Origin of the sequence: Pseudoalteromonas aliena SW19 (assembly GCF_014905615.1) — a bacterium.
GTDB classification, from domain to species: Bacteria; Pseudomonadota; Gammaproteobacteria; order Enterobacterales; family Alteromonadaceae; genus Pseudoalteromonas; species Pseudoalteromonas aliena.
On sequence record NZ_AQGU01000029.1, the window covers coordinates 698,611 to 711,227 of the forward strand.

At 39.0% G+C, this 12,617-nt stretch carries 12 protein-coding genes and 1 pseudogene; 5 read left to right on the forward strand and 8 right to left on the reverse strand.

The window, feature by feature from the left end:
* The first annotated feature begins 10 nt into the window (after positions 1–10).
* Positions 11–1,804, forward strand: coding sequence for a M61 family metallopeptidase (locus PALI_RS19480; RefSeq protein ID WP_193156683.1), 1,794 nt, complete (start codon positions 11–13; stop codon positions 1,802–1,804).
* A 142-nt stretch (positions 1,805–1,946) separates the two neighbouring features.
* Positions 1,947–4,118: a S46 family peptidase gene (locus tag PALI_RS19485; RefSeq protein ID WP_193156684.1), complete on the forward strand. Its 2,172-nt coding sequence runs from the start codon at positions 1,947–1,949 to the stop codon at positions 4,116–4,118.
* Positions 4,119–4,643: 525 nt separating this feature from the next.
* Here PALI_RS19485 and PALI_RS19490 read toward each other — a convergent pair.
* Together PALI_RS19490 and PALI_RS19495 are read right to left on the reverse strand one after the other, a co-directional pair.
* Positions 4,644–4,991 (reverse strand): hypothetical protein, encoded by a 348-nt coding sequence (locus tag PALI_RS19490; protein ID WP_193156685.1) that lies wholly within the window; start codon positions 4,989–4,991, stop codon positions 4,644–4,646.
* Position 4,992: 1 nt separating this feature from the next.
* Positions 4,993–5,601 (reverse strand): hypothetical protein, encoded by a 609-nt coding sequence (locus PALI_RS19495; protein ID WP_193156686.1) that lies wholly within the window; start codon positions 5,599–5,601, stop codon positions 4,993–4,995.
* A gap of 162 nt (positions 5,602–5,763) precedes the next feature.
* Between PALI_RS19495 and PALI_RS20380 the strand changes: the two are divergent.
* Positions 5,764–5,856, forward strand: a pseudogene (locus tag PALI_RS20380) (S46 family peptidase); the annotation flags it as partial.
* Positions 5,857–6,389: 533 nt separating this feature from the next.
* On the opposite strand, the gene PALI_RS19505 reads toward PALI_RS20380, so the two are convergent.
* Positions 6,390–7,283, reverse strand: coding sequence for a response regulator (locus PALI_RS19505; RefSeq protein ID WP_193156687.1), 894 nt, complete (start codon positions 7,281–7,283; stop codon positions 6,390–6,392).
* A 98-nt stretch (positions 7,284–7,381) separates the two neighbouring features.
* Between PALI_RS19505 and PALI_RS19510 the strand changes: the two genes are divergently transcribed.
* Positions 7,382–8,182 carry a chromosome partitioning protein ParA gene (locus PALI_RS19510; protein ID WP_193156688.1) on the forward strand — a complete coding sequence of 267 codons (801 nt, stop codon included), beginning with the start codon at positions 7,382–7,384 and terminating at the stop codon, positions 8,180–8,182.
* Between the two features lie 134 nt (positions 8,183–8,316).
* Entirely contained in the window at positions 8,317–9,588 is a 1,272-nt protein-coding gene (locus PALI_RS19515; RefSeq protein WP_193156689.1) for an O-acetylhomoserine aminocarboxypropyltransferase/cysteine synthase family protein, read from the forward strand.
* 41 nt (positions 9,589–9,629) lie between these two features.
* Here the strand turns inward: PALI_RS19515 and PALI_RS19520 are convergent, their stop codons facing one another.
* The 5 genes from PALI_RS19520 to PALI_RS19540 all read right to left on the reverse strand — a co-directional run bounded on the left by PALI_RS19520 (position 9,630) and on the right by PALI_RS19540 (position 12,587).
* Positions 9,630–9,821 carry a DUF1289 domain-containing protein gene (locus PALI_RS19520; protein ID WP_193156690.1) on the reverse strand — a complete coding sequence of 64 codons (192 nt, stop codon included), beginning with the start codon at positions 9,819–9,821 and terminating at the stop codon, positions 9,630–9,632.
* Between the two features lie 2 nt (positions 9,822–9,823).
* Positions 9,824–10,378: a hypothetical protein gene (locus tag PALI_RS19525; protein ID WP_193156691.1), complete on the reverse strand. Its 555-nt coding sequence runs from the start codon at positions 10,376–10,378 to the stop codon at positions 9,824–9,826.
* 108 nt (positions 10,379–10,486) lie between these two features.
* Positions 10,487–11,101, reverse strand: coding sequence for a bifunctional phosphoribosyl-AMP cyclohydrolase/phosphoribosyl-ATP diphosphatase HisIE (gene hisIE / locus PALI_RS19530; RefSeq protein WP_193156692.1), 615 nt, complete (start codon positions 11,099–11,101; stop codon positions 10,487–10,489).
* Positions 11,092–11,871, reverse strand: a complete 780-nt coding sequence (hisF, locus tag PALI_RS19535) for an imidazole glycerol phosphate synthase subunit HisF (RefSeq protein WP_193156693.1) — start codon at positions 11,869–11,871, stop codon at positions 11,092–11,094. Before hisF ends, hisIE begins: the two co-directional genes overlap by 10 nt.
* Positions 11,853–12,587, reverse strand: coding sequence for a 1-(5-phosphoribosyl)-5-[(5-phosphoribosylamino)methylideneamino] imidazole-4-carboxamide isomerase (locus PALI_RS19540; RefSeq protein ID WP_193156694.1), 735 nt, complete (start codon positions 12,585–12,587; stop codon positions 11,853–11,855). The genes hisF and PALI_RS19540 overlap by 19 nt, the downstream gene beginning before the upstream one ends.
* Positions 12,588–12,617: the final 30 nt, after the last annotated feature.

Genomic DNA, 12,617 nt, shown 5'->3' on the forward strand with positions numbered 1-12,617 from the left:
AAGAGTTTCTATGAAAAAATTATTAGCGTTATCTATTTTAGCTGCCTGTTCAACATCTGCTTTTGCCGATGTAAATTACGCATTAAGCATATCTCAACCTGAACATCATTTAGGAAATGTAAGTGTTGAGTTTCCAAAAACCGCACAAGCGCATATTGACGTAAAGCTTCCTGCTTGGCGCACTGGCCGTTACGAAATTCTTAATCTTGCCAATGGTGTGCGTTATTTCCACGCGAAAGATGAAAATGGCAAAGCGTTAAAATGGGAAAAAATAGATCACAGTACGTGGCGTGTTCATTTAAATCAGCCAACCGAAGTAAACCTTGACTATCAAGTCTATGCAAACGAGCTAGGAAAACGTGCCCGTCATATTGATGACAGTCATGCCTTTATTGATGCTTCAGGCTTTTTTATGTTTAGCGAGTCGTTTCGCCAAGAGCCAGTTACTGTAAATTTAGATGTGCCTAAAAAATGGCGCTCTGTATCGGGGATGGATAACCTCAAAGGTAAAAACACCTTTAAAGCAGCTGACTACGACGTATTAGTTGATTCGCCTATTGAAACGGGTATTAATCAGTTGCATACCTTTGAAGTAGACGGACGAGAGTATGACTTAGTGGTGTGGGGCAACGGTAATTACGATATAGACCTTATGCTTAGCGATCTTAAAAAGCTCGTCGCGACAGGTAACGTAATTTGGGATAGCTATCCGTATGAGCGTTATGTATTTATGGTACATGCAACGTCGGGAGCAGGCGGTGCAACAGAGCATTTAAATTCGACCATTATCCAACGCCCACGTGACCGTTTTGCAAAGCGCGAAGATTACTTAGGCTTTATTAGCACCGCCGCCCACGAATTTATTCATACGTGGAACGTTAAAGCGTACCGTCCTAAAGGATTGGTTCCTTACGATTATACCAGTATGAACTATTCAAAATTATTGTGGATAGCCGAGGGTTCAACAAGCTACTTTGAAGATCATTTATTAGTTCGTTCTGGCATAGAAACCACGGATGAGTTTTTTAAAGTGATGACTAAAACGATTAATCGTCATTTACAAACACCGGGTCGCGAAGTGCAAAGTGCAAGCGAAACAAGTTTTGATAAATGGATTAATCAAGGTGGCGATCATGCGCGTAATTACGGCACTAACATTTACTCTGAAGGTTCGCTGCTTTCAATGGCATTAGACATTGATTTGTTAGAGAAAAGCCAAGGTGAAATTAGCTACCGCGACGTTCACAAAGCACTTTATAACGCTCATAAAATGCCAGAAGGATTCACAGAGCAAGATGTACTCACAATTTTAAACGATCTTACTGGGCGCGATTACAGTACTTGGTGGAAAGAAAATGTTGATGCTCCAGCAAACTTAAATTTTGATGAACTACTTGACAAAGTAGGCCTAAAACTAGAACGCCCAGAAAAAGCAAAAGCATTAGCAAGTATGGACGCTTTAGCTAAATCAAGCGGCGAGCTACTCACTTTATCACATGTTCGCAGAGGTGGTAGTGCATGGAAAGCGGGCTTAACAATCGCTGATAAAATCGTTGCAATAAATAAGCATCAAGTAGGTAAAGACTTAAAAACAAGTCTAGAAATGTTTAATGCCGGCGATAAAGTAACAATTGATTATATACGTCGTGATGAATTAGCAACGACCAGTATTGTTTTGTCAGAAGATTTTGATAAGCCAAAAAAAGTAGTTTCGAATAAAGACGCTACGCTTGAACAAAAAGCGCTATTTAAAGCGTGGATCGGTGTAGAACACCCAGCAGATGTTAAAAAAGACGAAAAGTGATTTGAATTTAGTTCAAATACATTAATTTAAAGTAAGGGAGTGTGTGCTCCCTTTACTTTGTCATTTACCCATCGTAGTAATGGCTCAATTATTTAATAAGTAGCTATGTTACTACCGCACAAACAATAAAAAGGACTCTATAATGCGTTTAAAACCCCTAGTAGCTTCGTTAGCAGCTACATTTGCACTTTCCATCTCGGGCAGTGTGGTTGCCGATGAAGGGATGTGGCAGCCACATCAGCTTCCAGAATTAGAATCAATTTTAAAAGCCAAAGGGTTGGAGATAAGTGTTGATTCAATTTCTAAATTAACCGAATTTCCAATGAATGCAGTTATTAGTTTAGGTGGTTGTACGGCATCGTTTGTATCGCCAAAAGGATTAGTGGTGACAAATCATCACTGTATTTATGGCTCAGTTCAGTACAATTCAACGCCTGAAAATAATATTCTAGAAAACGGCTTTTTAGCCAAAACGCCAGCTGAAGATTTACCAGCTGCACCAGGTGCTCGCGTATACGTGACTGAAACCGTGACCAATGTCACCGACCAAGTCATTAAAGGCACTGAAACATTAAGCGCAAAAGCACGCTACGACGCACTAGAAAAAAACGAAAAAGCCTTAGTAGCCCAGTGTGAAGCTGATGAAAGCTACCGTTGTAATGTGTATTCTTTTCATGGTGGTTTGGAGTTTTACTTAATTAAGTCACTTGAAATTAAAGATGTACGCTTAGCATATACACCCGCTATGGGCGTAGGTAAGTACGGTGGCGATATAGATAACTGGATGTGGCCGCGCCACACTGGCGATTTTGGTTTTTACCGTGCATACGTAGGCAAAGACGGCAAACCAGCAGAATATAACGTAGATAATGTACCTTACGTACCAGACTCTTACCTAAGTGTAAGTGCTAAAGGCGTACAAGAGGGCGATTTTGTCATGGTTACAGGCTATCCAGGGCGTACCAATCGTTACCGCATAGCCGCAGAAGTTGATAATGTATTTAACAATAGCTACCCAAAAGCACGTGTACATAATTCAAAATACGTGTCGCTTATTGAAGAAAATTCAGAAGACGGCAGTAAAGCGCGTATTGCTTACGAAAGCACCATAGCAGGTTACAACAACTACATTAAAAATTATGGTTCGATGATCGAAAGCTTTAAAAAAGGCACTATGTTTGAGCGTAAAAAACAGTTTGAACAAGAACTAACTAATTGGATCAATAGTGATAGTACACGTAAAGAGCAATACGGAAGTGTACTAGGTGAGCTATCAGAGCTAATTGCGCAATCACAAGAGCACAGTGAACGGAGACGTATGTTAGGTTATGTGCACCGCTCACAGATGATCAGCACAGCACGACGTTTGTACCGCTTAGGTTATGAAAAGCAAAAGCCAAATAGCGAACGTGAATCGGGTTATCAAGAACGTGACTTGCCACGCATTAAAGCAGGCCTTGAGCGTATGACGCGCCGTTATGATAGCAAAGTAGATAAAGCTATTTTACTGCACTTTTTAGAGCTATATGCAGCACTTCCAAAAGAAGAGCGTTTTAGCGACGTTGATAACGTATTTAGCGTACAAAATGGGTTTGATAAAGCAACCCAAAGCGCGTTACTTGATAGCATGTATGAACAGTCGAGACTTGATAATGCCACTGTTCGCAATTCATTATTTGAACAAACATTTAGCCAGCTAAATCAAAGCCAAGACCCATTTGTGCAGTACGCTAAAGCTATATTTAAAGTAATGAAAGCTGAGGAAGATAAATCAAAAGCACTTGCAGGTAAATTACAAGCAGCTCGCCCAGAGCTAATGAGCGCAATTATTGCGTTTAATAAAGCTAAAAACAAACCGGTATACGCCGATGCCAACAGCACACTACGTGTAACCTATGGCACGGTAGGCGGCTACTCACCTCAAGATGGCTTGGTAGCAACGCCGTTTACATCGCTTGAAGGGTTACTTGCTAAAAACACTGATGTTGACCCATTTAATGCGCCTGAAAAGTTACAAGAGCAAATTAAAGCAAAACTATTTGGTGATTACACGGGTGGCATGAACACAGTGCCCGTTAACTTTTTATCAAATGTAGACACTACCGGTGGTAACTCAGGTTCACCTACACTTAACGGCAAAGCAGAACTTGTAGGCTTACTGTTTGATGGTGTGTACGAAAGTATTATTGGTGATTGGGATTACAACCCTGAGCTTAATCGCTCAATCCACGTTGATTCACGTTACATGCTGTGGGTAATGGATAAAGTAGATAATGCACAAAACTTATTAGACGAAATGAAAATAGTAAAATAAGTAATTAGTGAGTTAAAAAAGGCGCTTACCGTAATGGAAGCGCCTTTTTTATTGAGTGTGATTCAGTTTGCAGGTTTTTAATGCAGTTGGCTTTACGTATTCACTTTCATTCGCGAGTAATGTCAATCTTCTCATAGCTTAGTTAAAGGCTAAATTTGAAGTGAATACATTTTTCATTTTTTTATTTTGAACTCTAAATTATCTTGAGATGCCAATATGTATTGCCCAGGTACAAAAATAATGAATGGAAAGATAATCGAACATAAAATAACAACTTTTACTATATCCCCAGAAATTACAGAACCTAATAAATTCATGCCTAAAAGCATTGATATAGTCGATACTTGGTAAACTGTTTTATGCCTAGGAGTAAACTGGTGCAAAGCACCACAATTGACACATCTGTTCTTTGTAGAAAACATTGCCCATGCAAACCACGAAAAAGATAGATTAAGTGAGCAATTTAAACATTTAGGCATCATAATTCAGTCCATATATAATAGGCGTGATTTATTAAAGATATAATTAACGTGTTAGTATATATGTACCTAGCGGCGTTTCTAAATGAAACCTGTCAGAGTCCAGAAAAAGTATTTTCCATTCGTAAACAGTGTCACCAGAAGTTACATGTAAAATATCCGCTTCCCTGTAATAAGGGTAGCTTCTATTTCCATACTTTTTCATTATCTCTAATATGGTACTTTTATCGATTACAATAAAGTCACCCGATTCCACTTTCACAATACTTCCATCAGAATCTATAATTTCAGTTATTTTCCATTTATGCTGAATATCAATGTCTTTTGCATGCAACGAAACTGAAAAAATTAATAGAAACCATAAAAAAATAAGTTGGCTAGATTTTTTTTGCATATTATTTATAGACCGAAGAAGTATTTTTAGGAGGCGTACTGGCTAAAAACCGACCTAAACCATCAGGGAGTTGATCAAGAGCATACTTTTTATTACTAATATGTCGACCAAATTCATTACCAAGATGGTCCCTAGATATTCCTGTGATTCTTTGGGTTAATGCTCTTCCAAAATAAGGATGTGGTGACCAAGAAAAGTCGTATTCGAAAATTATTTCATAGCTCCAGCCCCTTGCCATTCTTGGGTATGGGACGTTTGCTAAAAACTCACCTTGAAGTATGTTAGACAGCATACCTACGACTGGGCCCGTAAAAGCTCCTAATGTAACAAAGCTTACCGCAACACCTAAAATTGCAGATGCTACATAGCCACCTTGTCTTATTGTTTTTTCCCATTCCAAATTCCATTTTGTAGCCGCATCATCAGTAAGGAAATTAATAGTATGTGCTGATTTGCTTCTTAGTTTTTCTCTAATGAAGCAATTTGGGGCTTTTCCATTTCCCATCCAATGTCCGCCATCAGTCCAATTCAATCTATTTCCACATTTAATTTCTAACTCTTTTTTCTCTTTTAGAGATAATCTTTGAGTTCCAAGTGTTAATGTATCCATTATAATTCCTTTTAATATGTATAATATATCGTTAACTAAAATATTAATATTATATTATTTTGTCAAGTGAAACTCACTTGATGCTTATCTTTTTTACGTGATAGTAAATTTAAAACATCGCTTCATGACAACAACGCTTTTTAATGTCATCTTTATTCATACTCAATCCACGTTGATTCACGCTACATGCTGTGGGTAATGGATAAAGTAGATAATGCACAAAACTTATTAGACGAAATGAAAATAGTAAAATAAGTAATCAGTGAGTAAGAAAAGAGGCGCTTACCGGAATGGAAGCGCCTTTTTTATCGTAAATATTATTAGGGCCTGTTTATCTTTCGAGGTTAAATTTGCAGCAGTGTGTTTGGTATTTAAGCAAGGCAGAGCCTATGTCGTGTGGTTGTTCCCCATAAATAGGCGATAACGCAGCATAAATGCCAAACATGCGCTGCCCTTGGGTTCTTTCTAGTGACGATTAACTCTTTGTTGCTCGGTTTTTACTTAGCCCACTAGGTTACAAACCTCGCGCCGCGATTTAATCGCCCCTAGATTGAACAAATCTTAATCCTGAAAGGTCAACAGGCCCTAGTGATTAATTCACAAAGAGGGCAAAGAGACGCTGCGCTTTTAAAGAAACATAACATGGCGCAACGTTTAAAGCTTTAGCTTCTTTGATAAAGATAAAGTCGCTGATTTTGATTTACACATTTGTGGTCTCTTAAATACTTGATACTTTTTATAATATAACGGCCATCTAAATAAAAAACACTAAATAACCTGAACTCTGGTTAAATACCAACCAACATGATTTTACCTTGTGCCATCCCCTCAAGCTGACAACTAAAATCAATTCGCTTTTCTGCAGGAGTTTTATATAGCAAAGTGAGTTTGTGAAAAGGCGCTGTAATAACTTTGACGGTTTTAATTTGTAAACTAACTCGCGTTCGTTTGTCTAAAAAGGCAAAAGCAGTTTCGCTAAGTGCCTTTTTACATGCAGATAATGCCGCATTCGATACTGCGCCCGATATTATTAAGCTACTGATATCGCCAGTAGACAAGGTATTATATCCGCCAGCCATTACACAGGCTGCATAAATATCAAGTATGGCAATGGCACGTACTTTTTGACTTTTTGGATCCTCATAAACAGCCATGACACAGGGGACTTTAGACTCATCGAATACCTGCGGTTGTATTGTGTTTACGATTAAAGACTGACTTATATGTTTATGAAACAAACGTTCTAATTGCGACAGTTTTGGTAATGCTAAATCACTGTTTAATTCAATTTCATCAGGAATTATTTCGTTATTTTCTACAAGTTGCACCAGAGGTAATAATTTATCGTGAAGTTGTTCGTCGGTAAAAGGTTTTGATAGAACAAAAGATGCGCCAAAGCTAATAGCTTCTTCAATTTTAGACTTTTCATCAACAGTGGTGAGCATCGCGACTATTATATTAAGTTGTCGTTGCTTAATAGCACGCAATAACATTACTCCTGACATTTCAGGCATATGCCAATCTGTGAGAACAATATCCGGATGCCAGCTGCCAATAAGTGTCAACGCAGATTTAGCATTGTTGGCTTTCTCTATTAATAACTTTCGATAGCCAAATTTTTCCAACCCCCGGCGTACTATTGCGAGTGTTGCTTGACTATCATCAACGATAAGTATTTTCACGCACGTTACTTTTTTTTAAATGTTGTTGTTATTATGGCATATTATTTTGACAGCGCTAAACTCTAGTAAATTGACACTTAATTTAAGATAATTAAATAATGCCATACGTCGTATTTCCTCCTGAGGTTTATCAATATATTGCTATAAATTTTGGGCTACTTATTTTAGCTGCTTGGTTTTATATTCTTTTATTGATACTCAGAGAGTTTAGGTCGTTTGCGCTTAGCATGGTTAAAAGTACAGGGGGGATGGATGATGCTACGTTAGCTATGTGTAGGGAATCTGTTGATAATGCAATGAGCTATGTTAACGATAATCGAAAGACAATTGCTGAGTTAGTTAATTTACAAATACTGTTACAGCAGCAATTAACTGAGGTTACTTCATCAACCAAAGATCATGTTACTGAAAAAGAACAACAGCTAATCGATGAGCTTAATAATAAATTAAAACGCTCGCATAACTTAATACGCAAACTTAAAGGGGATCTCGACAAAAGTGTCGAAAAATTAAAAGTAACTCGTCAAAAGCTCTATGCACAATATGATGCAGTGACTGTGCTTCAAGAAGAAAAAGAGCAGTTACAAGCAGATTATAAAGCGCTTAAAAAAGCGAGTGAAAATAGTGATAAAACACTAAACGTAGATGTATCTTCAACGCAAGATCAAACTAAGCTACTTAACACTTTAAACGAATATAAAAGACAAATTGCAGAGCAAGATCAGCTACTACAGCAATTGCAGTTACAAACTGACGGGCCTGAAAGTAGTGAGGAATTAGACACTCTTAAGCAAGAGCTAGAAAAAACGCGGTATGCACTCAAGCACCTTACAAAAGAAAAAAAATTTATTGAAGGGCGATATTTAGAAATGATGAAAAATACACAAAAACCAAGTTAGCAAAGAAGTCCGGTATTTGCGCCTAGCCACCTTTAGCTTAAATCGAACCGCCTCAACACCCTTTAATATATTTCATGTGCATTTTGTAACCAAGAAGTGCTAGGTTAGTGGTAAATTAATTGAAGGAAATAATTATGAAATTAGAGTCACTAGCACTTCACCACGGTTACGAATCTGAGGCTACGACTAAATCGGCAGCCGTGCCTATCTATCACACTTCTTCTTATACATTTGATAACACGCAGCATGGCGCTGATTTATTCGATTTAAAAGTAGCTGGTAATATCTACACCCGCATAATGAACCCGACCAATGCCGTTCTTGAACAACGTATTGCCGCAATGGAAGGGGGCATAGGTGGGTTAGCTGTTGCCTCTGGGATGGCTGCTATTACCTATGCTATTCAATGTTTGTGTGAAGTAGGTACTAATATTGTGAGCACCAGCCAAGTATATGGTGGCACGTATAACCTATTTGCGCATACTTTACCTAGGCAAGGTATTGAAGCACGCATGATTAAAGCTGATGACTTTACCGCGTTCGATAATGCGATTGACGACAACACCCGCGCTGTTTTTTGTGAATCTATTGGTAATCCTGCAGGTAATATTGTTGATATTGAGCGTTTAGCACGTATTGCACACAGCAAAGGTGTGCCGCTTATAGTTGATAATACCGTGGCTACGCCGTATTTATGTCGCCCATTTGAGCTAGGCGCCGATATAGTGGTTCACTCACTTACAAAGTATATAAACGGGCACGGTACAGCCATTGGCGGCATGATTGTCGACTCAGGTAAATTTGATTGGAAAACGAATGCTACGCGTTTTGCAATGATGAATGAGCCCGACCCGTCGTATCACAACGTGGTGTATACCGAAGCTTTTGCTGAAGCGGCGTTTATTGGTCGCTGTAGAGTTGTGCCACTTAGAAATACCGGTGCAGCGCTTGCGCCTAAAAACGCATCTGACATTTTAATTGGCCTTGAAACTTTAGGCTTGAGAATGGATCGCCACTGCGAAAATGCACAGCATCTGGCTGAGTATTTAGAAAATCATCCAAAAGTGCTTTGGGTTAATTACGCAGGGCTTAAATCAAGCCCGTATAACGAAATGAGTCAAAAAATTACCAGTGGTAAAGCATCGGGTATTTTAAGCTTTGGTATTGCTGGTGGACTAGAGGCTGGTACTCGTTTTATTGATGCGCTAAATATGATTTTACGCTTAGTTAATATTGGCGATGCCAAGTCGCTTGCGTGCCATCCTGCATCAACCACACACCGTCAATTAAATGATGAAGAACTTGCTAATGCGGGTGTAAGTCGCGATTTAATTCGTTTGTCGGTTGGTATTGAAAACATTGCAGATATAATTGCCGATGTAAGCCAAGCGCTCGATAAAGCATAACGTTAATTTAAAGCCTTGAGGTATCGAGGCTTTTAGCTCTATTACGCTTTTGTGATATCGGCTCGTGGTGTTTCTAAAATCGCTTTTTTTTCATTTTCAGATAATATAATCCAATCAAAAATTTCTTGGTTGGTACGCCCACAACCGGTGCAGTAACCGCTGCGGCGCTCACATATTCCTAAGCAATCGGTTTTAAATTTAGATCGTTTTTTGTTTTGATTTAATTGGCGCATTATTAAAGCCCTAACGGTGGTGCAATTTCAAAGCGAGTAGTGAACCCACTACCTTCTTGATTGGTAGAGAGTGTAATGGCTGGGGTTTTAGTATCAAGTACAAAGGTGCTGTAAATTGAACTTGCTGTTTCTTTTTGGCTTTCAAACCAGCCTGTTTTTGTTAAACATTGGCGCAATTGCTTAGCCAGTTTTTGGTGAGATTCTACTATTTGCGTTTGTGTTTTAACTTGCGTTTGGCACTGGTAACTTGCTTGCTCTGATTTATTTAAAGTAACCGTACAGGTTGTTCCAATAATATGAGTATTAGTGCGCCACTGTTCAGTAAACTGGTTGTTTACTTTATCTGTTTTGATTGAATTAAAACCAGACTCATAACCATTTATTAGGTTATTTATGGTGCTGCATTCATCGGGTGTTACTGTGGTTTTTACAGACTGATTCGTTGTAGTAGTTGTTGCTGTAGTTGTAGTCTGATTAGTTTTGCTGGTACAGCCCGCTAAAATAAACGCGACGACTAAAATGAATGCGACAATAGAAGGAGTAATATAGTTTTTCATAGTTCACAGTAACCGATTAATTTAGCCACGCACTATATCACACGTGATTTACTGTAAAAATAAAAAGGCCCATATAAATATGAGCCTCTTTGTTAGTCACAACTAATGCTATTTATGACGACCTTGCAAGCATTTAACTACATCTTCAAGGGCTAAGCCTTGGCGTTGAAGTAATACTGTCAGGTGATAAATTAAATCAGCAGACTCATTAGTAAGCTCATCGTTATCGTGTTTCATAGCGGCAAGGGCTACTTCTACGCCTTCTTCACCTACTTTTTGACAACTACGGCTTAAGTCTTTTGCAAATAATGACGCTGTGTAGCTTTTTTCAGGGTCGTCGTTTTTACGCGCAACAATCACATCTTCTAACTGTGCTAAAAAGCTTAAACTTGGTTTTGCTTCATCACCAAAACAGCTTTGTGTGCCTAAGTGGCACGTTGGACCTTCTGGGTTGGCAAGGACTAAAATTGAATCGTGGTCGCAATCGGTATGAACAGATACTACATTTAAGTAGTTTTCTGATGACTCGCCTTTAGTCCATAAACGCGATTTTGAACGCGAGTAAAACGTCACTTTATTGGTATCAAGCGTAACAGCGAGTGCTTCGCTGTTCATAAAGCCTTGCATTAAAATAACACCCGAGCGGGCATCTTGAATAATAGCAGGGATCATGTCACTTTTAGCGAAATCGACTTGAGCTTGGTTTTGTTGTGTTACTTGCATAATCTTGCTGCCACTTGGTTATCTGTTAAAAATTGTTTTAGTTCGCCAATGTTAATCACATTTTTATGAAAAACGCTGGCGGCTAATGCACCATCTACTTTGCTTTGTTTAAATACATCAACAAAATCTTGCATACTACCCGCACCGCCAGAGGCGATTAAAGGAATGTCACACAGCTCGCGAATTTTACTTAGTTGCTCGTTGTCGTAACCGTTACGAACGCCATCTTGGTTCATACAGTTTAATACAATTTCGCCTGCGCCTAAGTCTTGTACGCGTTTAACCCATTCTTGTGTTTTATAGCGCGTACGGCTTGATGCATTAGGATCGCCGGTTAATTGATACACTAAATATTCACCGGTCGTTTCATCAAAAAAGCTGTCAATACCGACAACAACACATTGCTTACCAAACTCATCGTGTAATTCTTTAATAAGTCCAGGGCGCGCAATAGCAGGGCTGTTAATACTTATTTTATCTGCGCCGCGCTCAAGTACTCGCGCTGCATCAGCGACTGATTTAATACCGCCGGCTACACAAAATGGTATATCGATATTACGTGCAATGCTCTCTACCCAATTTACATCAAGTAGGCGTTTTTCAACGCTTGCACTGATCTCGTAAAAAACCAGTTCATCGGCACCGGCTTCGCTGTAGGCTTTAGCCATTGTTAAAATGTCGCCAACAATTTCATGGCCTTTAAACTTAACGCCTTTAACTACTTGGCCGTCTTTAACGTCTAAACACGGGATTATGCGTTTTGATAACATGCCAGTGCCTCCTCAACGCTAAATGCGCCATCAAGCAATGATTTACCTAAAATAACGCCGCCAACACCTAGCTCTTTAAGCTTTTTAATGTCGTCTAACGAGCTTACCCCACCTGAGGCTTGCACTTTTATATCTGCATTATGATTAATTAAATCTTCATAAAGTGCAAAAGAAGGGCCAGTCATGGTGCCATCCTTACTGATGTCCGTGCATAAAAAGTCAATAACACCTAAGCCCACATAAAAATCTACCAGCTCAAGTAAACCAAATTCAGATTCACTTAACCAACCGTGCGTAGCAGGTGCCCAGCCCGTGGCTGTTTTATTTACATCAAGAGCAATTACAAAATGCTCTGCGCCAAATTGTTCAATCCAGGCTTTTACTTGCTCGCGTTTTTCTACTGCCATTGAACCAATAACAACTTGGTTTGCACCGGCTTTTAGCCAATCACTTACATCTTGCTCTGAGCGAATACCGCCGCCTACTTGGTACGGTACCTTAAGTGCTTTGGTTGCAGCTTGAATATGTTGCCACTGTTTTTTACTTGGATCGCGTGCACCTTCTAAATCAACAAGGTGTAACTTACCTGCGCCACTGTTGGCGTATTCTTTTAAACGCGCGCCAAGTTCGAAAGGGTAAAATTGTGCTGTATCGTATTTACCTTGATACAAGCGCACAATTTGATTTTGTAATACGTCTAATGCTGGAATAATCACAAATAATCTCTTTTTTGTTAGTTAATGGGC

Bases quoted from the DNA above. Each gene is read 5' to 3' on its own strand.
- PALI_RS19480 (WP_193156683.1), top strand. From the start codon at position 11: ATGAAAAAATTATTAGCGTTATCTATTTTAGCTGCCTGTTCAACATCT.
- PALI_RS19485 (WP_193156684.1), top strand. From the start codon at position 1,947: ATGCGTTTAAAACCCCTAGTAGCTTCGTTAGCAGCTACATTTGCACTT.
- PALI_RS19490 (WP_193156685.1), bottom strand. From the start codon at position 4,991: ATGCAAAAAAAATCTAGCCAACTTATTTTTTTATGGTTTCTATTAATT.
- PALI_RS19495 (WP_193156686.1), bottom strand. From the start codon at position 5,601: ATGGATACATTAACACTTGGAACTCAAAGATTATCTCTAAAAGAGAAA.
- PALI_RS19510 (WP_193156688.1), top strand. From the start codon at position 7,382: ATGCCATACGTCGTATTTCCTCCTGAGGTTTATCAATATATTGCTATA.
- PALI_RS19515 (WP_193156689.1), top strand. From the start codon at position 8,317: ATGAAATTAGAGTCACTAGCACTTCACCACGGTTACGAATCTGAGGCT.
- PALI_RS19520 (WP_193156690.1), bottom strand. From the start codon at position 9,821: ATGCGCCAATTAAATCAAAACAAAAAACGATCTAAATTTAAAACCGAT.
- PALI_RS19525 (WP_193156691.1), bottom strand. From the start codon at position 10,378: ATGAAAAACTATATTACTCCTTCTATTGTCGCATTCATTTTAGTCGTC.
- hisIE (WP_193156692.1), bottom strand. From the start codon at position 11,101: ATGCAAGTAACACAACAAAACCAAGCTCAAGTCGATTTCGCTAAAAGT.
- hisF (WP_193156693.1), bottom strand. From the start codon at position 11,871: ATGTTATCAAAACGCATAATCCCGTGTTTAGACGTTAAAGACGGCCAA.